Annotated in this window: 25 protein-coding genes; 5 read left to right on the top strand and 20 right to left on the bottom strand. The window is 61.6% G+C overall.

Going from position 1 to position 25,307, the window contains the following annotated elements:
* Positions 1-2: 2 nt before the first annotated feature.
* The 17 genes from hisC to ilvB form a co-directional block, all read right to left on the bottom strand.
* Positions 3-1,076 (bottom strand): histidinol-phosphate transaminase, encoded by a 1,074-nt coding sequence (hisC, locus tag ACZ9XP_RS09865; protein WP_465188341.1) that lies wholly within the window; start codon positions 1,074-1,076, stop codon positions 3-5.
* 92 nt (positions 1,077-1,168) lie between these two features.
* Entirely contained in the window at positions 1,169-2,149 is a 981-nt protein-coding gene (locus ACZ9XP_RS09860; RefSeq protein WP_465188340.1) for an ABC transporter substrate-binding protein, read from the bottom strand.
* Between the two features lie 50 nt (positions 2,150-2,199).
* Positions 2,200-3,492: a histidinol dehydrogenase gene (gene hisD / locus ACZ9XP_RS09855; protein ID WP_147686136.1), complete on the bottom strand. Its 1,293-nt coding sequence runs from the start codon at positions 3,490-3,492 to the stop codon at positions 2,200-2,202.
* Between the two features lie 54 nt (positions 3,493-3,546).
* The gene (hisG, locus tag ACZ9XP_RS09850; RefSeq protein WP_147686138.1) at positions 3,547-4,188 is read right to left on the bottom strand and encodes an ATP phosphoribosyltransferase; all 642 of its coding nucleotides are present in this window, start codon (positions 4,186-4,188) and stop codon (positions 3,547-3,549) included.
* Positions 4,189-4,218: 30 nt separating this feature from the next.
* Positions 4,219-4,968, bottom strand: coding sequence for a flagellar brake protein (locus tag ACZ9XP_RS09845; RefSeq protein WP_147686140.1), 750 nt, complete (start codon positions 4,966-4,968; stop codon positions 4,219-4,221).
* A 46-nt stretch (positions 4,969-5,014) separates the two neighbouring features.
* Positions 5,015-5,599 (bottom strand): SCO family protein, encoded by a 585-nt coding sequence (locus tag ACZ9XP_RS09840; protein WP_147686142.1) that lies wholly within the window; start codon positions 5,597-5,599, stop codon positions 5,015-5,017.
* Between the two features lie 109 nt (positions 5,600-5,708).
* Positions 5,709-6,383 carry an SURF1 family cytochrome oxidase biogenesis protein gene (locus ACZ9XP_RS09835; RefSeq protein ID WP_147686144.1) on the bottom strand — a complete coding sequence of 225 codons (675 nt, stop codon included), beginning with the start codon at positions 6,381-6,383 and terminating at the stop codon, positions 5,709-5,711.
* Between the two features lie 76 nt (positions 6,384-6,459).
* Complete coding sequence (locus tag ACZ9XP_RS09830) at positions 6,460-6,603, bottom strand: hypothetical protein (protein ID WP_170253680.1); 144 nt, start codon at positions 6,601-6,603, stop codon at positions 6,460-6,462.
* Positions 6,600-6,836 carry a cytochrome c oxidase assembly protein gene (locus tag ACZ9XP_RS09825; RefSeq protein ID WP_147686146.1) on the bottom strand — a complete coding sequence of 79 codons (237 nt, stop codon included), beginning with the start codon at positions 6,834-6,836 and terminating at the stop codon, positions 6,600-6,602. The genes ACZ9XP_RS09830 and ACZ9XP_RS09825 overlap by 4 nt, the downstream gene beginning before the upstream one ends.
* 3 nt (positions 6,837-6,839) lie before the next feature.
* On the bottom strand, positions 6,840-7,112 hold the full coding sequence (locus tag ACZ9XP_RS09820; RefSeq protein ID WP_147686148.1) for a cytochrome c oxidase assembly protein: 273 nt from the start codon (positions 7,110-7,112) through the stop codon (positions 6,840-6,842).
* 208 nt (positions 7,113-7,320) lie between these two features.
* A complete protein-coding gene (gene bioD / locus ACZ9XP_RS09815) occupies positions 7,321-7,950 on the bottom strand; it encodes a dethiobiotin synthase (protein WP_465188339.1) in 630 nt (209 codons plus the stop codon).
* A 122-nt stretch (positions 7,951-8,072) separates the two neighbouring features.
* The gene (locus ACZ9XP_RS09810) at positions 8,073-8,879 is read right to left on the bottom strand and encodes a DUF2242 domain-containing protein (protein ID WP_147686153.1); all 807 of its coding nucleotides are present in this window, start codon (positions 8,877-8,879) and stop codon (positions 8,073-8,075) included.
* A 315-nt stretch (positions 8,880-9,194) separates the two neighbouring features.
* Complete coding sequence (locus tag ACZ9XP_RS09805) at positions 9,195-10,985, bottom strand: 2-isopropylmalate synthase (RefSeq protein WP_147686155.1); 1,791 nt, start codon at positions 10,983-10,985, stop codon at positions 9,195-9,197.
* A gap of 224 nt (positions 10,986-11,209) precedes the next feature.
* Positions 11,210-11,968, bottom strand: a complete 759-nt coding sequence (pssA, locus tag ACZ9XP_RS09800) for a CDP-diacylglycerol--serine O-phosphatidyltransferase (protein ID WP_147686157.1) — start codon at positions 11,966-11,968, stop codon at positions 11,210-11,212.
* A gap of 150 nt (positions 11,969-12,118) precedes the next feature.
* Complete coding sequence (ilvC, locus tag ACZ9XP_RS09795; protein ID WP_017510297.1) at positions 12,119-13,135, bottom strand: ketol-acid reductoisomerase; 1,017 nt, start codon at positions 13,133-13,135, stop codon at positions 12,119-12,121.
* 48 nt (positions 13,136-13,183) lie between these two features.
* Positions 13,184-13,675, bottom strand: coding sequence for an acetolactate synthase small subunit (gene ilvN / locus ACZ9XP_RS09790; RefSeq protein WP_147686159.1), 492 nt, complete (start codon positions 13,673-13,675; stop codon positions 13,184-13,186).
* A gap of 11 nt (positions 13,676-13,686) precedes the next feature.
* Entirely contained in the window at positions 13,687-15,453 is a 1,767-nt protein-coding gene (gene ilvB, locus ACZ9XP_RS09785; protein WP_147686161.1) for a biosynthetic-type acetolactate synthase large subunit, read from the bottom strand.
* A 213-nt stretch (positions 15,454-15,666) separates the two neighbouring features.
* On the opposite strand from ilvB, the gene ACZ9XP_RS09780 reads away from it, so the two are divergent.
* Positions 15,667-16,182, top strand: a complete 516-nt coding sequence (locus ACZ9XP_RS09780) for an RDD family protein (protein ID WP_147686163.1) — start codon at positions 15,667-15,669, stop codon at positions 16,180-16,182.
* A 67-nt stretch (positions 16,183-16,249) separates the two neighbouring features.
* Here the strand turns inward: ACZ9XP_RS09780 and ACZ9XP_RS09775 are convergent, their stop codons facing one another.
* The 3 genes from ACZ9XP_RS09775 to ACZ9XP_RS09765 all read right to left on the bottom strand — a co-directional run bounded on the left by ACZ9XP_RS09775 (position 16,250) and on the right by ACZ9XP_RS09765 (position 20,121).
* Positions 16,250-16,888 carry a lytic transglycosylase domain-containing protein gene (locus tag ACZ9XP_RS09775; protein WP_147686165.1) on the bottom strand — a complete coding sequence of 213 codons (639 nt, stop codon included), beginning with the start codon at positions 16,886-16,888 and terminating at the stop codon, positions 16,250-16,252.
* A gap of 8 nt (positions 16,889-16,896) precedes the next feature.
* A complete protein-coding gene (locus ACZ9XP_RS09770; RefSeq protein WP_147686167.1) occupies positions 16,897-18,603 on the bottom strand; it encodes a proline--tRNA ligase in 1,707 nt (568 codons plus the stop codon).
* Between the two features lie 117 nt (positions 18,604-18,720).
* Complete coding sequence (locus tag ACZ9XP_RS09765) at positions 18,721-20,121, bottom strand: KAP family NTPase (protein WP_147686169.1); 1,401 nt, start codon at positions 20,119-20,121, stop codon at positions 18,721-18,723.
* A 560-nt stretch (positions 20,122-20,681) separates the two neighbouring features.
* Here ACZ9XP_RS09765 and ACZ9XP_RS09760 point away from each other — a divergent pair.
* From ACZ9XP_RS09760 to nagZ, 4 genes are all read left to right on the top strand, one after another.
* Positions 20,682-21,935 (top strand): extracellular solute-binding protein, encoded by a 1,254-nt coding sequence (locus ACZ9XP_RS09760; protein WP_147686171.1) that lies wholly within the window; start codon positions 20,682-20,684, stop codon positions 21,933-21,935.
* A 146-nt stretch (positions 21,936-22,081) separates the two neighbouring features.
* A complete protein-coding gene (locus tag ACZ9XP_RS09755; RefSeq protein WP_465188338.1) occupies positions 22,082-22,951 on the top strand; it encodes a carbohydrate ABC transporter permease in 870 nt (289 codons plus the stop codon).
* 8 nt (positions 22,952-22,959) lie between these two features.
* Entirely contained in the window at positions 22,960-23,826 is an 867-nt protein-coding gene (locus tag ACZ9XP_RS09750; protein ID WP_147686176.1) for a carbohydrate ABC transporter permease, read from the top strand.
* On the top strand, positions 23,823-25,307 hold the full coding sequence (nagZ, locus tag ACZ9XP_RS09745; protein ID WP_147686179.1) for a beta-N-acetylhexosaminidase: 1,485 nt from the start codon (positions 23,823-23,825) through the stop codon (positions 25,305-25,307). The genes ACZ9XP_RS09750 and nagZ overlap by 4 nt, the downstream gene beginning before the upstream one ends.

Here is a 25,307-nt window from a genome sequence, read left to right as displayed (position 1 = left end):
GTTCAGGCAAAAAAGGAATCGATGGCCGCAAGCACGGCCGTGTTTTCATCGGGGCTGCCCACGGTCAGGCGCAGGCAGTGTTGCAACAGCGGGTGGTAACCGTGCAGGTTTTTCACCAGGATGCCGGCGGCTTTCAGTGCAGCAAACAGCGCCGGGGCATCCGGTACGCGTACGGTGACAAAGTTGGCCTCGGACGGAAATACCGTGCACTGCGCATACGCTGACAGCGTAGCAGCCAGGCGGCTACGCTCGGCGCGCAGCTCGGCCGCCTGGGCGTCGAATACGTCCAGGTGGCGCAGGGCAAACTTGGCGGCGGCCTGGGTCAGCACGTTCACGTTGTACGGCGGGCGCACCTTGTCCAGCTGGGCGATCACCTCCGGCGTACCGGCAGCGTAGCCCAGACGCAGGCCAGCCAGGCCGATCTTGGACAGCGTACGCATCACGATGAGCTGCGGGTGCTGGCCGGCCAGATCCATGAAGGTATCGGCGGCAAAGGCCTGGTAGGCCTCGTCCACCACCACCAGGCCCGGCGCGGCAGCCAGAATGGCCTCTACCTGCTGGCGGGCAAAACGCGGGCCGGTGGGGTTGTTGGGGTAGGACACGAACACCACAGCGGGCTGGTGCGCGGCGATGGCGGCCAGGGTGGCGTCCAGATTCAAGCTGAAATCATCGTTGAGCGGCACGCCCACGTAACGCATGCGCGACAGCTGGGCGTTCATGCGATACATCACGAAGGAAGGCTCCAGCGCCAGCACCACGCTATCGGCGGGCAGCGCCTGGGTCAGCAGGGTAATCAGCTCGTCGGAGCCATTACCCAGTACCACATCGGCAGCGGCAGGGATGGCAAAAGCCGCCTTGAGCTGGTCTTTCAGGCCATCGCCGTGCGGGTCCGGGTAGCGGTTTAGCGCCACCTCGGCCAGCAGCTGGCCTAGCTCGGCACGCAGCGATTCGGGCAAACGGTAGGGGTTTTCCATTGCATCGAGCTTGAGATAGCCCGTTGCATCGGCAACATGGTAGGCCTGCATGGCCAGGACATCGGGACGGAACCACTGCTGTATAGACATTTTGCTCGACATTTCAATACCGGCGGGGCCGGTTGGAACTGCCGGCAACGCCCGACGCAATCAATTCACAGAACCGTCATCCTAACCGGATTCTGTCGGGTCGGCTACTCGATCAGCTGCACTTGCCCGGCCCAGGCTGGCGGCAGGGTAAGGCCAAAACGCTGCAGCGCACCACGGCTGAACAGTAGCCGGCCGTTGCCCCCGTTCAGCGGAAACAGGCTGCCGGGCTGGCGGCGCTGAAACAGGATCTGCCGCACCAGGCCTGCGGCCAAGCTACCCTGGTCACTTCCGGACAACACCAGCCCGCCAATAGCCTTGTCCGCCCCGATGGCAAAATCCCAGAACGCAAACAGCGGTAGCTTGCTATTGGCGGCTGTCCAGGCAATAACTTCGCTATCTGCCACGACTTTGCCGTTGCTGTCGCGCAGGGTCTGGTACAGGCCGGTCCAGATGGCCTGGTAGCGGCTACCGGCCTGGCTGACCTGGCGCTGCCAGTCGGCGTAGTCGATGGCGCGTACCAGATCGATCTGCACACTGCCATCCTGCAGGCTGCTGGCACGGCCGAACAGCTCTTCCTGCAGCACTTCCGAGGTCAGGTCATTATCAAACAGCAGCAAAACACGCTGTATACCCGGCACCATCTGGCGCATCAGGTTCACGTTGCGGCGTATCAACGGCCGCTCCAGTACGCCGGTAACGTTGGCCGCATGGTCTTGCAGATAATGGCGCGGGTTCTGGTTGATGCCCAGGTACACCACCGGTGTCTTGCTGCCCGCCAGCCGGGTGCCCACAAAGCGCAGTGCCGCGTCGTCCGCCACCACCACCAGATCTGGCCGCTGACGCCGGATCTGGCTCAACACCTGCTCGGCACGGGGTTCCAGCTGATCGCGGGGCTGGCGTTTACTATCGAGCTCGATATAAGAAAACTGCACCGAGCTGCCCAGCGTGCGCATCAGCGCACCACGCCATGCCTGGCTCCAGGCGTAGCCCGCGTGATAGCTGTCCACCAACAATACTGTGGGCGCAGCAGCGTGGGCTTGGGCAAAAAGAAAGGCCAGACAGAGTCTGGCCAGATAACGTGTCATTGGCGTTTGGCTCCTTGTGCTTTGGAGCGTAGGCCAGTTTCGTTAAATTTTCATTCGTCCAGGCGTAATTCTGCCGCGCGGGCGTGTGCCGTCAGGCCTTCGCCGTGCGCCAGGATGCTGGCGATTTTGCCCAGCTTTTGCGCCCCGGCGTGCGACACGCGGATAAGGCTGCTGCGCTTCTGGAAGTCGTACACCCCCAGCGGGCTGGCAAAACGCGCGGTGCGGCTGGTGGGCAGCACGTGGTTGGGGCCGGCACAGTAGTCGCCCAGGCTTTCCGAGGTAAAGCGCCCCATGAAGATGGCACCGGCGTGGCGCAGGCTGGGCAGCCAGGCATCGGGCTCGGCCACCGACAGCTCCAGGTGTTCCGGCGCAATGTAATTCGAGATCTCGCAGGCTTCGGCCAGGTCGCGTACCTGGATCAGCGCGCCACGGTTGGCCAGGCTCTGCTCGATGATGGCGCGGCGCGGCATGCCGGGCAGCAGCTTGGCGATGCTGGCTTCCACGCGGGCGATGTAGTCGGCCGACGGGCACAGCAGGATGGCCTGGGCGATTTCGTCGTGCTCGGCCTGGCTGAACAAGTCCATGGCGATCCAGTCCGGGTCGGTGTCGCCATCGCAGATCACCAGAATTTCGGACGGGCCGGCCACCATGTCGATGCCCACTACGCCGAACACGCGGCGCTTGGCAGCGGCCACGTAGGCATTGCCCGGCCCGGTGATCTTGTCTACTTGCGGCACGCTCTCGGTACCGTAGGCCAGCGCGGCCACGGCCTGGGCGCCGCCACAGGTAAAGACCTTGTCCACGCCGGCAATGTACGCTGCGGCCAACACCAGGTCGTTCTGCTCGCCATTGGGCGTAGGCACCACCATGATGATTTCACCCACACCGGCCACTTTGGCCGGCATGGCATTCATCAATACCGAGCTGGGGTAGGCTGCCTTGCCGCCAGGTACGTAGATACCTACGCGGTCCAGCGGGGTGACTTGCTGGCCCAGCAGGGTGCCGTCTTCGTCCTCGTAGCTCCAGGAATGCGCCAGCTGCTTCTCGTGGTAGCGGCGTACGCGCTCGGCCGCCGCCACCAGTGCCTCGCGCACGTGGCCCGGCAGGCGGTCGTGCGCGGCTTGCAGCGCTTCGCGGCTGAGGGTGAGCTCGGCCATGCTGGCAGCGTTCATGCGGTCGAAGCGGTTGGTGTATTCCACCACCGCGGCGTCACCACGGGCTTTGACGTCTTCGCAGATGGCGGCGACGGCCGTATCCACGGCGGGGTCCTGGGCGGTTTCAAACGCCAGCAGGGCTTTCAGGCGGGCGTCAAAGTCGGCTTGGGTAGAAGACAGGCGTTGCATGCGTGCGGCTCCGGGGGCCGCGACCCACCACAAGGTTGGCCGCAGCGGGGACAGTTACGGCTGGACGGCGCCAGCGAAGGCATCCAGCACGGGCTGGATGGTGTCGTACTTGAGTTTCAGCGCCGCCTGGTTCACCACCAGACGCGAGCTGATATCGATGATGTGCTCTACCGCCACCAGGTTATTGGCCTTCAGCGTGCCGCCGGTGGAGACCAGGTCGACGATGGCGTCGGCCAGGCCCACCAGCGGGGCCAGCTCCATGGAGCCGTACAGCTTGATGATGTCGACGTGCACGCCTTTGGCGGCAAAGTGCTCGCGGGCGATCTGCGGGTATTTGGTGGCCACTTTCAGGCGGGCACCGTGCTTGACGGCAGCCTCGTAGTCAAAGCCGTTTTCCACCGCCACCATCATCTTGCACTTGGCAATGTTCAGGTCCAGCGGCTGGTACAGGCCGGCACCACCGTGCTCGATCAGCACGTCGCGCCCGGCAATGCCCAGGTCGGCCGCGCCGTACTGCACGTAAGTGGGCACGTCGGAGGCGCGCACGATCACCAGCTGTACGTCGGGACGGTTGGTACCGATGATGAGCTTGCGCGACGATTCGGGCGCTTCGGCGGGCACAATGCCTGCCGCGGCCAACAAGGGCAGGGTTTCTTCAAAAATGCGGCCCTTGGACAGGGCAATGGTCAGGGTCATGATGGCGTGCTGCGTTGCAATAGGTTGGCCTCAGCGTACCAGAGCACGGCGCTCCCGCTCAAGCTGCGCGATATAGCGCTGCACCAGCGTTTCGCGCGGCGTGTTCATCCCTTGGAACAAACAGCCCGCGCGCAGCATTTCCAGGCCATTTTTCAGCTGCATCTTGATGATGTGGCGCACTTCTACGCCTACTTGCAAGGTACCAAACGGTTTGAGCTCGATCACCGCCTGCCGCAACACCATGCCCTCGCTCAGCCAGCCCGCCTGCGCCGGCGTCAGCGTCAGCGCCATCCCCCCCAGACTGATGTCAAACAGGGGGATAAGCTTTTCCCCCTCCGGGTGATCAGACAGCCGGCAGATCACCGGCTGCGCCACCGGGGTATGGATACGGAAAAAGTCGCGGCGCTGCAGCCGGATCACCTGCTCCGGCAGCGGAGCTTCAAACGCGGGCGCGCCTTCAAAACTGATTTCGCGTACTTCGCCGGTAGCGAACTGGGTTTTGACACCCGACGGGGCGCTGACAAACACGTTGCGCTCACTTTGCAGCAACATGCGGTTTTCGTGCTCTTTCGCGCCCCAGTCCAGCACCATCACGCCACGCTGCGGGTCGATATCCAGCAGCCGGGTAATGATGAACGACTTACCCTTGTTGGAAAACACCGTTACGTTCTGCCGCAGCGCGATAATCGCGCGCAAGTGCTGCACGATCTCGGCCCGTGAGGACAGGGTAAACCGGGACAGGTCTGCGGGCTCGCTGCCGCTATGTTTTTCTTCAGTCACAATCTGCTTATCCGCTGCCAGCTACTGGCTAAAAAGACACCCAAGTCTAGCGCAACAGCTGCTGCAAATCATGCGCGATATCCGCCGACGGTGTGCCATAAGGCACATAAACACGCAACTGGCCCCGGGTATCGAACAAATAGCTGCCCGCGCTGTGGTCCATCGTGTAACTACCATCCTTGCGCGCCTGGCGCTGCGCCACGATCTTGTACTGGCTGGCCACCGCCTGCACCTGCGACGGGCTGCCAGTCAGCCCCATGAAGCGCTTATCGAAAAACGGCACATAGCCCGCCAGCACCGGCGGTGTATCGCGCTGTGGGTCAATGCTGACAAACAGCACCTGCACGCGGTCGGCGTCCTTGCCCAGCAGCTTCATCACCTGCTGGTATTCCAGCATGGTGGTCGGGCAGATATCCGGGCAGTGGGTATAGCCAAAAAACAGTGCCACCGCCTTGCCCTGATAATCGGCCAGCTTATGCGGCTTGCCATCCTGCCCGGTCAGGGTAAAGGGCTGGCCAAAATCGGCGGTACTGATATCCGTGCCCTTGAAAGACAAGGTTTCAGCTGGCGTACAAGCCAGCAAAGACAAGCCTAGCGCTGCCACAGCCAATAGTTTGCCAAACGGTTTCATGGGGAAGCTCACCAGCAAAATAGCGTTGATTCAGCCCGGCTGGCCACATCACACAGCAGGGAACGGGCAGCAGCATAGGCGTAGCCGCACCCGGCGGCAAGCGGATGGATCAAGCAAAACGGCGGGGCAACAGGCGTGATAGCACTAACAGCAGCAAGGCCAGCAGCAAAGCCAGTGCCGCCTGCCGATAGTGCCAGGCAGGGTCAGCCGTAGCAGTAACCGGCCAACTGGTATGCGGGCGCAGTGCCGGGTCCAGCACCACCAGCCCCTGGCGCAGCGGCCCGGGTAGCTGAGCGGCCAGCGCGGGCCAGTCCAGGCCGTCCACCTCCCCGCTTAGCCCCAGTCTGGCCGGGGGCGCCGCCGGCGTGGGCGGGCGGGGTACCCAGCGGCCCAGCAAACGCCCGGTGGGCAAGGGCAGTAACAACACACCAGCCGGCCTGGCCAACCAGCCGCGATCTACCACCACCCAGCTACCGTCGGCCAATTGCACCGCCTGCCATTGCCGCACCCCTTCCCTGCCCTGTAGCCGGGCATTGGCAATGCGCACGCTAGCCGCGCTATCCCGCACCGCCAGCCACACACGCTGCCCCTGCGGCACCGCCCCCTGCGCCACCTCAGCCAACGCCTGCGGCGGCAAGTTGGCCGCACGGGCAAATGCTACCTGCTGCTGACCAGCCTGCACGCCCTGCTGCCACTGCCATAGCGCCCAGCACAGCGCCACCAGCGCCAACCACGGCAAGACACATCGCCAACACGGGGTACGCAGGGCAGCAAGCTTGGACATGAAGGGGGCCATAGAATGGAAAAGACGCTCTTACCTTAGTGGCCGGCGCGGCATAACACCAGCACGCTGGCGGCCATCACGCCAGGCAGTAATGCCATACCAGCAACAAAAGGATTACCAGCCCAGCCCCCAGCACAATCGCCGCGGTGACCCAGTCGGCCAGCTGCCAACGTGGCCGATAGCGCGCCAGCCAAGCCCGCCGGGGGGATGGGCAGGTCATGCCGGCTGATCCTGTATCTGGTACGACAAGCTTATGCGGCGCAGCTGCGCCGGTAGCTGCTTGCCGATCACCAGTACCACAGGGAAACGGCGCACCTGGCCGGGCGAGAACAACTGCAGCGAGAAACAGAAACAGTCGAGCTTTTGCACATACGTAGCAGCAGAAACCGGCTGGTACACCTGCAGCGCCTGCATGGCGGCAAAATGCGGCTGGTTATTGCGCACCTCTACCATCAGCTACACAAACTGCCCAGGCTTGACCTGCTGCGGGCCCTGCAGCGGGCGCACCTGCCATGCCTGGCCGGGTGCCGTTTCATCCATACTCAGCCACACCGGCTGGCTGGCCTGCACGGCCTGTGCCGGTACCTTTTCACCCAGGCCGGTCAGACGCATGAACGCCTGATACAAAGGCGACAAGCCTGCGGCCAACATGCCCAGCACGCACAGCAGCAGCAGCAATTTGAGCAGCAGGATAAAAAATGAAGGGGGGGCGGAATGATGATCTGGCATGAGGGAACCCGTACAAAAACAGCTGGCATGAACCGGGCAGGACAGCAAGGGGCGTCGCACCCCTTGCACCCTGCCGGGGGCTGGCACCCCCGCATCTCGTGTTGGCCGGGAACCCCGGGTGGCAGCCTTCGTATGTCGGGCTGCTCTGCAGGCAGCTTAGCTGCTGGCAATATAAATACAAGTACGCCGCATATTGCAGCGCAACAACCTAGGCCGGCTGTTCGTACGGCAGCAGCAGCAAAGGCTCGCCCAGGTGCTGTACCAGCGTGGCCAGATTATCCTCGAATGCCTGCTGGTTCGGCACCACCCGGTTGGCCACCCAGCCGGCCAGCTCGCAGCCTGCCGCGCGGATAGCCTGCGCCGTCAGCAGCGCGTGGTTGATGCAGCCCAGACGCATGCCCACTACCAGAATCACCGGCAGACCCAGGTGGCGTGCCAGGTCCTGCATCAGGCAGTCGTCGCGTAGCGGGGCCATCCAGCCGCCCGCCCCTTCCACCAGCAGCACGTCGCAGTCTGCGGCCAACCTTTGGGCATGGTCGGCCAGCACATCCAGCGACACGGTAACACCCGCCTGCCGTGCCGCGATATGCGGTGATACCGGCGGCAAAAAGCGATACGGGTTCATCAGCGCCGTGTCGGTCTGGCCGGTGGCAGCGCACAGCCGCGCCACGTCGTCGTTGTACCAGCTGCCGTCGGGCAACACCTCGCAGCCACTGGCCACCGGTTTCATGGCCAGCACACGCAGGCCCTGTGCCTGGTAGTGCTGCGCCAGCTTTACCGCACTGTGGGTCTTGCCGATTTCGGTATCGGTACCGGTAATGAAAAATGCCTGGCCCATGGCTGCTCCTTGCTAGAAAGTAGCGGCACTATAAGCGCACGGCACGTAAAACCAAAGCCACCAAGCCGCAGGTAACACCCGCGGCGTGGTGGCTTGGGCATGGCGACCACAAGCAGGCTGGCTTAGCTACCGCTTACTGTGGCCGCGGCGGGGGCAGCAGAACTGCTTGCCGGTGCCACAGCTGGCGTAACGACTGGGGTGACTGCCGGCGTGGCTACCGGGGTCGCCACCGGTACTGGCGCAGGGTTGGCCGCAGCCGCTTCCGCAGCCTGCTTTTGCAGCTTGGCTTGTTGCTCTGCTTCCAGTTTGGCGGCACGTTCGGCTTCCAGACGGGCCTTGATTTCCATCTCGATACGCAGCTTCTGCTCTATTTCGCTACGCAGACGGGCGTCGTCTTCCTGCTTCTGGCTTTCCAGTTGGGCACGCACATTCGGCACTTCTTTTTCGATAGAAGCAAACATGCGCTCGTAGAACACCGGGTCGACCACCGTCTCACCGCGCTCTTTGGTCAGCGTCGCGGTGGTGCCGGTAGGGATGGGAATGGACAAGCTCAGGAAACCTACCGACGTGGTCTGCTTGGTTTCGTGGCTTTTCAGCGTCACCTCTTGCGCGGCAATCCAGGCATCGGACGTATTGCCGGCACCGGTCACAATGCCGGAAATGGTCAGCAGGGTATTCAGATTGTCTTGCTGGTACTGCTTGGACACTACCAGGGCATGGTTTTCCGCGGCGTCTTTTTCTACGGCAAAACCCTGGCGCAGCGCCACGCGCTTCATGGCCTGGTAGACCACGGCTTTCGGCGCATTGAAGTGCCGGTCAAATGGACCTTTGGTATCAAAAGCTTCTTTTTGATACGCGTACTTGGTGCCAGAACAGGCGGCCAGCAGTGCCAGGCTGCCCAGAACAACCACTCGTGCGAATGCGCTCATGCTTTGCTTCAACCATATAGTTTTGGATATATGGTTAACATATCACGAATCAATAAACTCATTCATTAGGTAGTATTTAAAGGTAGTCGCGCCAAGTCAAACAAGCGGCATCTTGTTGCCCGGTTTACCACAGCCATACAGGCAACAAGCAAAACGGCAGACGCGACAAGGCCGACCTCGTGGGTCGGCTGTCAGCGCCTGCCGTGGTGGGGGCAAGGGCCAAATGGGGCGGCCTTGTGAGCCTTTGATCTTTCGCGCTGCGGCCAACCCTGCCCGGTAGGGTGGCCTGCCGCAACGCGTGCGCGCGCTTTGCTGTTACACCGGGCCTTGCGCGTGCACGCGCTCGGTCTTGCTGGACAGCTTGTTCAGTGCAGCCAGGTACGCCTTGGCGCTGGCCACGATAATGTCGGTATCGGCACCCTGACCGTTAACGATGCGGCCGTCTTTGGCCAGGCGCACGGTCACTTCGCCCTGCGATTCGGTGCCCTTGGTGATGGCGTTCACCGAGTACAGCTCCAGCTCGGCTTCGCTCTTCACTACGCTCTCGATGGCCTTGAAGGCGGCATCTACCGGGCCGGAACCGCTGGATTCGGCGCGGTGCTCGTTACCACGCTCCACAAAGACGATCTGCGCCTGCGGCTCTTCGCCGGTTTCGGTAGTCACTTTCAGCGACAGGAATTTGTAGTCTTCCTGCTCGGCCGCCACCAGCTGGTCGGACACCAGCGCGTGCAGATCTTCGTCGAAAATCTCGCGTTTTTTGTCAGCCAGTTCTTTAAAGCGGGCAAAAGCAGCGTTCAGCGCTTCTTCGCTTTCCAGCACAATGCCCAGCGCGGTGAGCTTGGTGCGGAAGGCATTACGGCCAGACAGTTTGCCCAGCGTCAGGCGGTTGGCGGTCCAGCCTACCGACTCGGCCGACATGATTTCGTAGGTTTCGCGGTGCTTCAGCACGCCGTCCTGGTGAATGCCGGACTCGTGGGCAAAGGCGTTGGCACCCACAATGGCCTTGTTCGGCTGCACCGGGTAGCCGGTGATGGTGGATACCAGTTTGGATGCCGGTACGATCTGGGTTGCATCCACGCCGGTTTCCACACCGAACACGTCTTTGCGGGTACGCACCGCCATCACGATTTCTTCGATCGCGGCATTACCGGCGCGCTCGCCCAGGCCGTTGATGGTGCATTCCACCTGGCGGGCACCGCCCAATACAGCGGCCAGGCTGTTGGCCACGGCCATGCCCAGATCGTTGTGGCAGTGGGCAGACCAGATCACCTTGTCACCACCCGGGGTTTTGGCGATCAGCTCGCGGAAGAACGCTTCGGTTACTTTCGGTACGGCATAACCCACGGTATCCGGCACGTTCAGCGTGGTGGCGCCTGCTTTGATGACTTCGCCAAAAATGCGGGCGAGGAAGTCGATGTCGGAGCGCAGCGCATCTTCGGCGGAGAATTCCACGTCGTCGGTGTACTCGCGTGCCAGTTTGACGGCCTTCACGGCAGCTTGCACCACTTCGTCCGGCGTCATGCGCAGCTTTTTCTCCATGTGGATTGGGCTGGTGGCGATGAAGGTGTGAATGCGTTTTCTCGGGGCCGGGGCGATGGCTTCGCCGGCTGCACGGATGTCGCGCTCGTTGGCACGGGCCAGGCTACAGACGGTGGACTCTTTCACCACTTCGGCAATGGCGCGGATCGCGTCGGCATCACCCGGGCTGGCAGCAGCAAAACCGGCCTCGATCACGTCCACACCCAGGCGTTCCAGCTGGCGGGCGATACGTACTTTTTCTTCTTTGGTCATGGCTGCGCCGGGCGACTGCTCGCCGTCACGCAGGGTGGTATCGAAAATGTAAAGACGGTCGCCCATGTCTGGTGATCTCCATTGTGCCGCGGGTTGTGCCCCGGCCAGATAGTCGTTGAAATCGAAACGCTTGCCCTGATCGGCGGCGAGTTTGGCCAGTTTATTCAGCTGTGCCAGCGGCAAAGTGCCGCGCTCGCGCCATTTGTAGATGGCCGCACGGGACACCGGCTCATCGGGAAAGGCCGCCGTCAACGCTTCCGCGAGCGTACCGGGGCCACCAAAATCCTCGATTAGACGTTCGATGTCCAATTGCATGCTGCCACTCCTGTCTTGTTATGGGTTCACGATACAAATTCGACGACAATTTGTCAAACGCAGTGCAACATTTTGCTGAATATCGTGTTGCAAAATAGTGTCCAATGCAAATTATTGGACAATTTGTAGAATATTGATCATAAAAAGACAAGCACACACCAAGCCCGTACTACCCACCATAAAAAAACCGCCCGAAGGCGGTTTGTGTACTGGGGCCAAGCGACTTAGCTGGCGGCCGATGGTGGTGATTTGCGCACCAAGCTCAGCAATGCCATGACGTAACCCGACAGCGCGTAGCAGACAAAGAAGCCGAACAGCACCAGCGGCGGCTCCGACATCAGCAACAGCAACACCACCACCAAACCCAACAGCATCACGAACGGCACGCGACGGCGCAGGTGGATTTCCTTGAAGCTCCAGTACTTCACATTGGTCACCATGGTGATACCGGCAAACGCGGTAAACGCCAGCGCTAACCAGTGCAGGCCGGGTAGCTGCTGGTAACCATAGGCGTGGCAAATCCACACCAGCCCCGCCACCAGCGCGGCCGCCGCCGGGCTGGGCAGGCCGGTAAACCAGCGCTTATCCGCCGTGCCGACCATGGTATTGAAACGCGCCAGACGCAGCGCCGCACCGGCACAGTAGATAAACGCCACCATCCAGCCCAGCTTGCCCAGGTCTTTCAGCAGCCACTCGTAGGCCACCAGCGCCGGTGCCACGCCAAAGCTCACCATATCCGACAGGCTATCAAACTCGGCACCGAAGGCGCTCTGGCTGTGCGTCATGCGTGCCACGCGGCCGTCCATGCCGTCCAGAATCATGGCAATGAAAATGGCCACGGCCGCCAGCTCGAAACGCTGGTTCATGGCCTGCACGATGGCGTAAAAGCCGGCAAACAGCGCGGCCAGGGTAAACGAATTCGGCAGCAGGTAAATACCCTGGCGGCGCAGCGAGGGCTTGGCAGGTACAGGATCGTGATGCATGGGTTTCCCGTCACAAATAAACAGTAGGTTGGCCGCACGGGCCAAGAATCGGACATTGTACGGCGCTTTGGCGGCCAGCCCCAAGCCACGGCGGCCACGCATGAAAAAACCGGGCACAGGGCCCGGTTTGTCAGAACAATGCCGCGAGGCTTAGTTCTTGGATTGGTCTACCAGTTTGTTCTTGGCGATCCAAGGCATCATGGCGCGCAGCTCGGCACCTACCTTCTCGATCGGGTGATCGGCATTCAGGCGGCGGCGGGCAGTCATGCTCGGGTAGTTGGTCTTGCCTTCCAGGATGAACATCTTGGCGTATTCGCCGGACTGGATGCGGTACAGGGCCTTTTTCATGGCTTCCTTGGTGGCGGAGGTCACCACTTCCGGGCCAGTCACGTACTCGCCATACTCCGCGTTATTGGAGATGGAGTAGTTCATGTTGGCGATGCCGCCTTCGTACATCAGGTCCACGATCAGTTTCAGTTCGTGCAGACATTCGAAGTAGGCCATTTCCGGGGCGTAACCGGCTTCGGTCAGGGTTTCGAAACCGGCTTTTACCAGCTCTACGGCACCGCCGCACAGTACGGCTTGCTCGCCGAACAGGTCGGTTTCGGTTTCTTCACGGAAGTTGGTTTCGATCACGCCGCCTTTGGTGCCGCCGTTGGCTGCAGCATAGGACAGGGCGATGTCACGGGCTTTGCCGGATTTGTCCTGGTACACAGCGATCAGGGTTGGTACACCACCACCCTTCACGTACTCGGAACGCACGGTGTGGCCCGGGCCTTTCGGGGCAACCATGATCACGTCCAGGTCGTCACGCGGCACGATCTGGTTGTAGTGCACGTTGAAGCCGTGGGCAAACGCCAGGGCTGCGCCGTGCTTGATGTTGGCCGCGATTTCCTTGTAGTACACGTCCGGCTGCGATTCGTCCGGCAGCAGGATCATTACCACGTCGGCCGCTTTCACGGCTTCGGCAACTTCTTTTACCTGGTGACCGGCTGCTTCAGCTTTTTTCCACGATGCGCCATCTTTGCGCAGGCCGACGATCACGTTCACGCCGGATTCTTTCAGGTTCTGGGCGTGGGCGTGGCCTTGCGAGCCGTAACCGATGATGGCGACCTGCTTGCCTTTGATGATGGAGAGGTCAGCGTCTTTGTCGTAGAAAACTTTCATTTTATGTCCCTAGTTGTTCTCGGGCAGCGGGTAGCCGCCCTGGTGATATCAGATCTTCAGAATACGTTCGCCGCGACCAATTCCGGATGCACCGGTACGCACCGTTTCCAGGATCACTGAACGGTCGATCGCCTCGATAAAGGCGTTGAGCTTGTCGCTGGTACCAGTGAGCTCGATGGTGTAGGTCTTTTCCGTCACGTCGATGATGCGGCCGCGGAAGATATCAGCCATGCGCTTCATTTCTTCACGGTCCTTGCCATTGGCACGGACCTTGATCAGCATCATCTCGCGTTCGATATGGTCGGACTCGTTGAGGTCAATCACCTTGACCACCTCGATCAGCTTGTTGAGCTGCTTGGTGATCTGCTCGATGACTTCGTCAGACCCGTGGGTCACGATAGTCATGCGCGACAGTGTCGGGTCTTCGGTAGTCGACACGGTCAGCGAATCGATATTGTATGCGCGCGCGGAAAAAAGTCCCACTACTCGTGACAGGGCGCCCGCTTCGTTTTCCAGCAAAATAGAAAGAATATGTCGCATGCTGCTAGGCCTTAACACATGTTGCCGTAGTCACGGTTGTTCTCGAACGGGGCAATCTGCAGGTCGCGCATGTGCGGCGGCAGATCCATCTGGTCCAGACCTTTGCCGTTCTGGATCATCGGGAACACGTTTTCGGACTGGTCGGTACGGAAATCCAGGAATACCAGGCGCTCTTTCAGCGCCGGGCTGAACGCTTCGCGCAGCACCGGCTCTACGTCGGCCGGGTTTTCCACCTTGATACCCACGTGGCCGTAGGCTTCGGCAATTTTCACGAAGTCCGGCAGCGCGTCCATGTACGACTCGGAATAGCGGGTGCCGTAGAAGAACTCCTGCCACTGGCGCACCATGCCCAGGTAGCGGTTGTTCAGTGCAATCACCTTCACCGGGGTGTGGTACTGCTTGGCGGTGGACAGCTCCTGGATATTCATCTGGATGGAGCCTTCACCAGTGATGCACGCTACTTGTGCATCCGGGTTGGCCAGCTGCGCGCCAATGGCGGCAGGCAAGCCAAAGCCCATGGTGCCCAGGCCACCGGAGTTCAGCCACTGTTTCGGGCGCTTGAACGGGTAGTACTGCGCGGCCCACATCTGGTGCTGGCCCACATCGGAGGTGATGATGGCATCGCCGCCGGTGATTTCGTACAGCTTCTGCACCACGTACTGCGGCTTAATCAGCTCGGTAGACGGGGTGTACAGCAGGCTGTTGTAGCTGCGCCATTCTTCGATCTGCTTCCACCAGTTAGCCAGGTTTTGCGGTGGCACTTGCTGGCCGGTTTGCTTGAGCAGGTCGATCATGTCACGCAGCACGTGCTTCACATCGCCCACGATAGGCACGTCGACCTTCACGCGCTTGGCGATGGAGGACGGGTCTACGTCGATGTGGACGATCTTTTTCGGCTGCGACAGGAAGTGCGACGGCACGCTGATCACGCGGTCGTCAAAACGCGCACCCACGGCAATCAGCACATCACAGTACTGCATGGCCATATTGGCTTCGTAGGTGCCGTGCATGCCCAGCATGCCCAGGAACTGCTGATCCTGACCCGGATAGGCGCCCAGGCCCATCAGGGTGTTGGTACATGGCACACCCAGCATTTTCACCAGTTCGGTGACCTCGGCCGAGGCATTGCCCTGCACCGCGCCGCCGCCCACGTAAATGTACGGGCGCTTGGCTTCGGCCAGCAGGTTCACGGCCTTTTTGATCTGGCCAGGGTGGCCACGCGTTACCGGCACGTAGGAGCGGATGCTCACGCTTTCCGGGTAGTGGAACTCGGCCAGACGCTGGGTCACGTCTTTCGGAATGTCTACCACCACCGGGCCGGGGCGGCCGGAGGCGGCAATGTAGAACGCCTTCTTGATGGTGGCAGCCAGCTCGTTGATGTCTTTCACCAGGAAGTTGTGCTTCACGCACGGGCGGGTAATGCCCACCATGTCCACTTCCTGGAACGCATCCATGCCGATGGCCGGTGTGGACACCTGGCCCGAAATCACCACCATGGGGATGGAATCCATATACGCCGTGGCAATGCCGGTCACGGCATTGGTCGCGCCAGGGCCGGATGTCACCAAGGCGACACCTACCTTGTTGCTGGAACGCGAGTAAGCGTCGGCCGCATGCACAGCCGCCTGTTCGTGGCGCACCAGTACGTGTTTGAACTGCTGCTGCCGGAAAATAGCATCATATATCTCAAGGACCGCGCCGCCGGGGTAGCCGAAAACGAATTCGACTCCTTCTTCCTGCAAGCTGCGAACCAGGATCTCCGCGCCCGATATCTGCATCTTTGCCTCTTCTTAATTCAGGTATTAATTTTTTGTCCCGTGATGAACGAACTTAGCCGAAGCACCAAAGTCGGTCAAGCGCTTTTGTGCAGGTGCAAAAAAAGGGCAAAAACCAGCAAAAACAGCCACTTTTATGGGGGTAGGCGGCACACGGGGGCTTTGGTAAGATGCTGAGTTGGCCGCAAGGCTTTTCCCCTGCTTCTCCCTATCATCATGACCCGCTCTGCAGACTTTCCCGGCCTGACGCGCCGTCTGGCCAGCCTGATGTACGAATCCCTGCTTGTTGGCACCCTGTGGCTGGTTGCTGCCGCCGCCTTTACGCCTGTACTGGCACTGGGCAACCACGCCCCCGTGCTGGAATGGCTGTACCGCCTGTTTGTGGCGGGCGTGTTCTTTGGCTACTTTGGCTATTGCTGGGTAAAAGGCGGGCAAACCCTGGCGATGAAGCCGTGGCGGCTGAAAGTGGCCATGCCCGATGGCCGCCCGCTGTCGTGGCAGCAGGCCGGCGTGCGATTTGCCGTCGCGCTGGTGCTGTTTGTCGGCGTACCGGTGCTGTCGTACATCACCTGGCTGCCCTCGCTGGGCTCGCCCAAACTGGCACTGTGGGCGGCGCTGGCGTGGTGGCTGCTGCCGCTACTATGGGTGTTCATGGATAACGACAAACAATTCCTGCACGACCGCCTGGCCGGTACGCGCATTTTCCTGCTGGCCAAGGGCGAACGCGCCTGAGCCTGCCACGGCCAATAAAAAACCGCCCTAAGGCGGTTTTTTATTGGCACATAAACTTTGCGGCCAACTAGCGGCTGGCAGGCTGATAGCCCGTAAGCAGCTGGCCGGCGGGCTGCTGCCACTGCCAGTGCGCCTTCCACGCCCCCACCACCAGGTTCGGGTACTCGGCACGGCCCAGGCTACCGTTATAGCGGCCCAGCGCACGAAACAGATTACCGCGCTCGATATCCAGGTAATGCCGCAAAATGGTGCAGCCGTAGCGCAGGTTGGTGGTGAGGTCGAACAGGTTATGCCCGCTGGCCCCGATACTGCGCACCCAGAACGGCATCACCTGCATCAGCCCGCGCGCGCCCACCGGCGAAATGGCGTACTTCTTGAAGCCACTTTCCACCTGAATCAGCCCCAGCACCATTTGCGGGTCCAACCCGGCGCGGGTGGCTTCGTAGTGAATTGCCGTCAGCAAGCGCTCGCGCGTCCACTGGTCCGGGATGCGTTTTTCCAGCCGGCGCGACATCTCGGCCAGCCATAGCGGGCCTTCGCGCGGGTCTTCAAACACCAGCCGCGGCGCGTTTACATCGGCAATGCTGCGCGACATGGCGCTGGCCACGTTGGCCGCCAGCGCCTCCTCGCGCTGCGCACCCGCCCACGCCGGGGCCGCCACCAAGGCAGCCAGCAGCAAGGGCAGAGCAAAGCGCAGCGGGGTCATGGCCGCAATCAGGCCAGCTTGGCCAGTACGTGCGCCAGGATGGCGTCCGGCGCTACCGCGGTGGATTCGCTATCGCGGCGGTGCTGGTACTCCACCTTGCCTTCTTTCAGGCCGCGGTCACCAATGGTCACGCGGTGCGGCGCACCGATCAGCTCCCAGTCGGCAAACATCGCGCCCGGGCGCTCGCCACGGTCGTCGATGATCACGTCCACACCCTGTGCCTGCAGGCCGGCGTACAGCGCGTCGGCGGCGGCTTTTACGCCTTCGGAGCGGTCGTAGCCTACCGGGCAGATCACCACGGCAAACGGCGCGATGGCGTCCGGCCAGATCATGCCCTTGTCGTCGAAGTTCTGCTCGATGGCCGCGCCCAGGATGCGGCTCACGCCGATACCGTAGCAGCCCATTTCAAAGTGTTTCGGCTTGCCATCTTCGTCCAGGAAGGTGGCGTTCATGGCCTGGGAGTACTTGGTGCCCAGGTAGAACACGTGGCCCACCTCGATACCGCGCTGAATCGCCAGCACGCCCTTGCCGCACGGCGACGGGTCGCCCACCACCACATTGCGGATGTCGGCCACTTCCGGCTCGGCACAATCGCGCACGAAGTTGGCACCGGTGTAGTGGTAGTGGTCTTCGTTGGCACCAATCACAAAGTCGGCCATCAGCGCCACGGTGCGGTCGGCTACCACGCGGCCTTTGAAGCCTACCGGGCCCAGCGAGCCAGGGTTGGCGCCAAACGCGTCCTTGATCAGCGCCGGGCTGGCCATGGTCAGCGGTTTCTTGATGCCGGCTACTTTTTCGGCCTTCACTTCGTTCAGCTCGTGGTCGCCGCGTACCAGCATCAGTACCGCCTCGCCCTCTTCGCCTTCCACCACCACCGCTTTCACGGTGCGGGTGATGTCCACGTTCAGGAAGCTCACCAGGTCGGCGATGGTTTTCACGCCAGGCGTGTGCACCTTGGCCAGCTCGGCACCAGCAGCAGCGCGCTCGCCCGCCGGGGCCAGCGCTTCTGCCAGCTCGATGTTGGCCGCGTAGTCGCTGTCCGGGCAGTACACGATGGCGTCTTCGCCGGTTTCGGCAATCACCTGGAACTCGTGCGAGCGGTCGCCACCAATGGCGCCGGTATCGGCCGCCACGGCGCGGTAGGTCAGGCCCAGGCGGTCGAAGATGCGGCAGTAGGCGGCAAACATATTGTCGTAGCTCTTGCCGGCGTCGTCGGCGGTGCGGTCAAACGAGTACGCATCTTTCATGGTGAACTCGCGGCCACGCATCACGCCAAAGCGCGGGCGGCGCTCGTCGCGGAACTTGGTCTGGATCTGGTAGAAGTTTTTCGGCAGCGCACGGTAGCTGCGCAGCTCGGCGCGGGCGATGTCGGTAATCACCTCTTCGGACGTCGGCTGAATCACGAAGTCACGGTCGTGGCGGTCTTTAAAGCGCAGCAGCTCGGCGCCCATGCCGTCGAAACGGCCGGTTTCCTGCCACAGGCCAGCCGGCTGCACGATAGGCATCACCAGCTCGATGGCACCCGCGCGGTTCATCTCTTCGCGCACGATGTTTTCCACCTTTTTCAGGCTGCGCAGGCCCATCGGCATCCAGTTGTACACACCGGCGGCCACCTTGCGGATAAAACCGGCGCGCAGCATCAGCTTCTGGCTAACGATATCCGCATCGGCGGGGGCTTCTTTCTGGGTAGAGATGAAAAACTGCGAGGCACGCATGAGCGGGTTCCTTGGAAATTCTGCGAAATGGGGTTGATTGTAGCGGGTAGCAGCGGGCGGGGGGAAGGTTGGCCGCAAGTGCAGGCCCACTGCGCCCCTATTAAACCGCAGCTCGCATCACGAATCGTCGGTGCCCGCCTCACGCGCATATTGCAGGTAAGACTGCCATGCTCGGGCAAGCCGCTGCATCTCTTGCTCATTTCCTGAACGCAAAGCCGCCCACATGGACACCAGCTCCGTGGCGGCGAGCTCGCGGTGTTGAACCGTCTTTCTTTCCGACCAGCCCAAAAAATACATCAAGGCCGACTTGGTAGCCGATGGCAATTCTGCAAAATCGATCCCTCGGTCTTTCATCCATGCCAACTCAGCTTCTTGCATTCCCCACGGGAAAGGCTTCATCTGCCCCGCGTCGCCGACGCTTTGATTGTAATCACCTCCTGCTTTTAACTCTCTCAGCTGATCCGGCTCCGTCCAAATCTTGGCAACCGAACGCCACAGCGCGCCATTTTTCAAGCGCATGGCTTCCAGAAAGGCAAAGTCCTCGGCCGTTATCCCCAGCTGTTGCGCCACCGAGTCGTTAAGCAGCAAATTCGCGTACAAGCGCTTCATGTCGCGCGGGGTTTGCACAAATGCATCAACCAGAACTTGCAAACAATCCGCGGTATCCGCAGTCGAATCAGCCAGCTTGTCCTTGAATGACGGCAATACGCCCAAACCCCGCCGCCAGTACGCTCTGAATGCCGCAGGCGTCGGCTTCGGCAAGCGATACGGCAGCTGTACGATTTTCTCCAGATACGCTTCACCCCTGCCCTTGTGTACCTCATCCAGCGCCGACGCCACGATGGCGCGGTCGTAGGCGATGACGTAGACGATATTGGGCAGGTCGGCCACCGCCTTGATGACGCGGAACAGCTCGACAATCTCGCGCGCTGGCAAGCGGTCGAGGTCATCGATGAAGACGACGGTTTTAAAGCGTTGCGCTTCCAGCACGTGCTTAGAGCTGGCTTTCAATACTTGAGCCGACCTGGTCTTTTCACCGCCCAACTTCTTCAGAAGTCCTCCAGCCTTTTCGGCCGTCTTACCTGCGGCTATCACGCCAGGATCTGATACTAGCTGAGCCGCTTTCCCCCCTCCATCCAGTAGGCCGGCAAGCCCGCGCATGAACTTGCGGGCGGGCGCCGTCCAGCGACCGGAGCGGTCGATCTGCCCCAATAGCTCATCAAAGAAGTGCCGCAGCAACTGGTCCGAGCCTTCAAACCACCACGGGTTGAAATCGACGATGGTTGGCCGCGCCTCATCCGTTTCCTCGGTAGGAAACACCGCTTTCAGCAGGTTGATGAAGCTGGACTTGCCTTCACCCCACTCGCCTTCGATGCCGATGACAAAACTGGCTTTGTCCGGAATCTGTTTCTGGATTAATGCGGCCAACCTTTCAGCGTGTGGCTTAAAGCCCAGCAAGTCTTTGGTAGCTGGGGCGTCGGTCGGCAGGAGGGGCAAAGCAGTCTGGGTATCGGTCATGGTGGTGTACCTGTGGGGCAGGCGCACAGTATGCCATGCGGCTGCCGCAGGGTTGGCCGCGCCCTGCGGCCAACTAGCGCCAGGCACCCGCCACCCATACCACTAGCACACCAGACACCATACCAATAAAAGCCACCCCACCAGCCCTGTCCAGCTGCCTGACAGCATGCGGCTGAACACGTGTTAGCACGTGGCAACATCAGCATGACATACCATGATTATGAAGATTTATGGCTGAAAAGTGCTTTTAAATAGCTCAGCGCAAAATAATAACCTGCGTTATCAAACGGGCGGTTTTTAGCGGGCTGGTATCGATACCACTGCTGATTTGTTGCATTTTTGATGTAGTTGCGCTGCAACATTCCACAAAGGTTTCACATTGGTATTGCTCTGGTATTTCGCTGGTATTAGATTGGCTTCGCCGCTGCACCAAGGCTTTATAACAACCGCCAGTGCTGCCGCCAACGAGAGACCGGTAGCCCAACGCTGCCAACAGGACGCCAGCCGTGACACACGCCGGGCGGCCGCCACCACAACACAACCCGAACGAGAGTCCGAGCATGAAACTGAAATCTATCGCCAGCGCCACGCTGCTGGCCGTTGGCCTGACTGCCTCTTTTAGCGCCTTTGCCGCCGACAAACCGGTAATCGAGGTGTGGACCATGAGCCTGTCGCCCAAATTCGACGGCTACTTCAAAGACCTGGTGGGCAAGTACAACGCGCAGAACCCTGGCGTAGAGGTGAAGTGGACGGACTACCCGTGGGATGTGATCCAGGCCAAATTCACTGCTGCGGTAGGCGCCGGCAAGCCGCCGGCACTGGTAAACCTGAACGTGCCCTGGGCGTATGACTACAAGCAGGATGGCCTGATCCAGCCGGTGAACGGCCTGATCAAAACAGAGCAATTCGTGAAGGGCGCGCTGGCTGACGTGACCTTTGAAGGCAAGATCTACGCCTTCCCGCACTACAACGGCGCCAACGTGATTGCCTACAACAAAGACATCTTTGCCCGCACCGGCCTGAAGGCTGCGCCAAAGACGTTTGACGAGCAGCTGTCGTTTGCCAAGGCCATCAAGGCCAAAACCGGTGTAGCAGGCTTTGCGCCTACGCTGGGCCCCACCAAGATTGAAGGCTTCTTTATCCAGAACGGCCTGGACGTGGTGAAAGGCGGCAAGGCCGCGTTCAACAGCCCGGCGCACGTGGCGATGATGAAAAAGCTGGCCGATGCCTACAAGGCTGGCGCGCTGCTGAAAGACAACCTGTTTGCCCAGGATAACTTCCAGGTGCAGATGCAGGCTTACAACGCCGGCAAGATGGCCATGCTGGTTTCCACCCCGGCCTCGCTGACGCGTATCCGTGACGAAGCGCCGGTGCTGTACAAGGCTACGGCCGTGGCCGCTGCACCGGTAGGCCCGACCGGCATTGCCTCTGGTGGCTGGATGTTCAACTTTGCCGTGGCAAAGAACGTGGACAAGGCGCTGCTGCCCGAGGTGGGCAAGTTCGCCAACTACCTGACTAACGACGCCAACCAGCTGGCGTTCTCCAAGCTGGCCGGCACCCTGCCTACCAGCGGCAAGGCGGCCAAAGACCCGCACTTCCAGACCGTCGCTGCCCCGGGCGGCGCGGTAGAGAAAGCGGTAGCGGTAGCCGCTTCCAGCCTGGATAGCACCCGCACCATTTTCCTGTCCGGCGTGAAAGACCCGGAAGTGCTGTCGAACAAGCTGGCTGCCGCAGTAGAGCAAGCCGTCACCGGCCGCAAAGACCCGAAAGCGGCACTGGATGAAGCCGTGGCTTTCTGGAACAGCAAACTGTAATACCCGCCTGACCGTCGGGCTGCTACTGCGCTAGCAGCACCACGCCCCCGCCCTGCCTGCGCCCCGGTGCAGGCAGGGGTGGCCCGGCTTTGCCTGCGGCCAACGGGTATGAGAACAAGATTTGCAATCTGCAAAGTGCGGTGAGTATGAGTGCTTCCAAGAAAAACACCCTGCAGGCCTGGCTGTTTCTGACCCCGGCACTGCTGCTGTTAATGGCGTTTTCGTTTTGGCCGGTGGGCTTTGGCTCTTACCTGGCGTTTACGCAATACAACCTGATCGACGCCCCGGTGTGGGTGGGTCTGGATAACTTTCGCGAGCTGTTTGAAGACGAGCTGTTTATCAGCGCGCTGCAAAACTCGGCGCTGTACCTGCTGGTGGTGCCAGCCATCCAGGTGCTGGCCATCCTGCTGGCGGTGCTGGTGAACAACCAGCTGCCGGGTATCAAGTTTTACCGCGCGGCGTACTACCTGCCGGTAGTCACCACGGTGTCGGTCATCGGGGTGATCTGGAACTTCATGTACACCGACGACGGCGCGCTGAATGCGGTACTGCGCTGGCTGCACGTGATCAACGAGCCCATCGGCTGGCTCAGCGACGACCGCATTGCGCTGTTTTCGGTGATGTTTGTCACCATCTGGCGCGGCCTGGGCTGGTACATGGTGCTGTACCTGGCCGGCCTGCAGAGCGTGCCGCAAGACGTGTACGAAGCGGCGGTGCTGGACGGTGCCAATGCCTGGCAGCGCTTCTGGAAGATTACCGTGCCGCTGCTGATGCCCACCATCCTGCTGTGCTCGGTGATGTCCATGCTGGCCGCCGTGAAGTGCTTTGAGGAGGTGCAGATCATGACCAAAGGTGGCCCGATGCAGTCTACCTATACGGCGCTGTTCTACGCCTACGAGTTCGGTATCAAGTCGCTGAACTTTGGCCGGGCACTGGCCGCCAGCCTGGTGATGTCGGTGTTCTGCGTGGCGCTGGCCTGGCTGAACTTCCGCTACCTGCAACCGCGCAAGAAATGAGGCAAGCCATGGAAAAAACCCTGCCCATGCCGCTGGCTGCCACGGCAAAGAAAATCAATATGAACAAGCTGGCCAAGCACACGCTGCACTACCTGGTGCTGACGCTGCTGGCGGTGATTACCGTGTACCCGTTCTGGTGGACGCTGGTGACGGCGCTGTCTACCAGCGGCGATGTGTTTACCTACCCGCCACGCATGTGGCCGGAAAACCCGGGCCTGGACAACTTCATCGAAGTGTTCAACACCATTGATGTGATCGCGTTCTACAAGAACTCCATCATCATTTCGGTGCTGACCGTGGCCGGTACGCTGCTGGTATGCAGCATGGCGGCCTACCCGCTGGCGCGCATGCAGTTCCCTGGCCGCAACATCGTGTTCGGCGCGATTCTGGCCACCATGATCCTGCCGTCGGAGGTGAACTTCCTGGTGAACTTCATCACCGTGTCCAAGCTGGGCATGGGCGACACCTATACCGGCGTGGTATTGCCGGGCCTGGCGGGTGCGGTGGGCATTTTCCTGATGAAGCAGGCTTTCGAGGCAGTACCGAACGACCTGGTAGACGCCGCCCGCGTAGACGGCGCCACCGAGTGGCAAATCTTCTGGCACATCATGCTGCCGCTGGCGCGCCCGGCGCTGGCCGCCCTCACCATCCTGACCCTGGTGGCGGCGTGGAACCAGTACATCTGGCCGTCCATCGTGATGGCCAGCCCGGACAAGTTCCCGCTGTCGGTGGGCGTGCTGTACCTGTCCGGTGCCTTCAGTTTCAAGATTCGCGTCGTAGCCGCCGGGGCTGTACTGACCGTGCTGCCCATTCTGATGGTGTTTCTGTTTACCCAGCGCTACTTCCTGCGCGGCTTTGACGGAGCAGTGAAATGAACCCAGACCTGAACCGCCTTGCCGGCCGAGCCCTGATGGTGGATGTGGCCGGCACCACGCTGAGCGACAGCGAAAAAACCTTTCTGCGCGACAACCATATCCGCGCCATCTGCCTGTTCCGCCGCAATGTGCAGGATGCGGCCCAGACCCGTGCGCTGGTACAGCAGCTGCGCGATGCTTGCGGCGACGATGTGCTGATCGGCATTGACCAGGAAGGCGGCGCCGTAATGCGCACGCTGTTCCTGCCGCAAGCGCCGTCGGCGATGGCGCTGGGTGCGGTGGGCGACGAGGCGCTGGCGCAAGACGTAGGCGCTGCGCTGGCGCGTGGCCTGGCCTCGCTGGGCATCAACCTGAACTACGGCCCGGTGCTGGACCTGAACAACAACCCGCAAAACCCGGTGATCGGCGAACGCAGCTTTGGCGAACACCCGGAAAGCGCGGTGAGGTTGGCCGCAGCCTGGATGCGCGGCCACCAGCAGGAAAACATTGCCTGCTGCGTGAAGCACTTCCCCGGTCACGGCGACACCCATACCGACTCGCACCTGGACCTGCCGGTGGTAGACAAAAGCCGCGCCGCGCTGGACGACTACGAGCTGGCGCCATTCCGCGCCCTGCTGCCGCACAGCGCCGCGCTGATGAGCGCGCACATCCTGTTTCCGCAGCTGGACGAAGCGTGGCCGGCCACGCTGTCGCCGGCCATCCTCGGCACCCTGCTGCGCCAGCAATGGGGCTACCAGGGCGTGGCCATTACCGACGGCATGAACATGAAAGCCATCCGCGAACGCTGGGGCCAGGCCGCCGGTACCGCGCAGGCGCTGCGCGCCGGTGCCGACCTGTCGCTGGTGCTGCAGTTTGTCGATGAAATGGCCGCCAGCCGCCAGGCACTGGTAGACGCCGTACACGACGGCAGCCTGGGCACGGCGCGCCTGGCCGAGGCCGAGCAGCGCGTTAACGCCCTGGTAGCACGCCACCCCAGCCGCACCCGCAGCTACAGCCCGGCGCAAGAAGCCGCCGACGTGGCACTGTTTGCCCACGCCTGGCGCCGCGCGCTCACCGCCCACGGCCAGCCGCTGCGGCCAACATCGCGCCAGCTGCGCCTGGTCCTGCAGCAGCAAGCACCGTCCGACGGCGTTTCCGAAGCCGGCCTGTCGGCCGATACGCTGGTGAGCGTGCTACGCCAGCACTTCGAGCTGGACGTGGTGACCTTTGCCAGCCGCCAGGCGCTGGACTGGGCCACGCTGCCGCAGGATGGCCGCTACACCGTACTGGCATCGACTACCCGCGAACGCTACGGCGCGCGCGAGGCCGCCAGCTGGCAGCCCGACCTGCACCTGGCGCTGTGGAACCCCTACGCCGCCGCCGACCTGAACGCCCCCGCCCTGCTGACCTACGGTTTTGCCGACGCTGCCCTGCACGCGGTAGCCGACTGGCTGCTGGGCACGCTGGACGCCCATGGCCGCATGCCGGCCCGCCTGGCCTGA

Source organism: Vogesella perlucida (genome assembly GCF_979366545.1).
The sequence above is the reverse complement of the archived record's forward strand: the minus strand, read 5'-3'. Positions and strand labels throughout refer to the sequence as shown.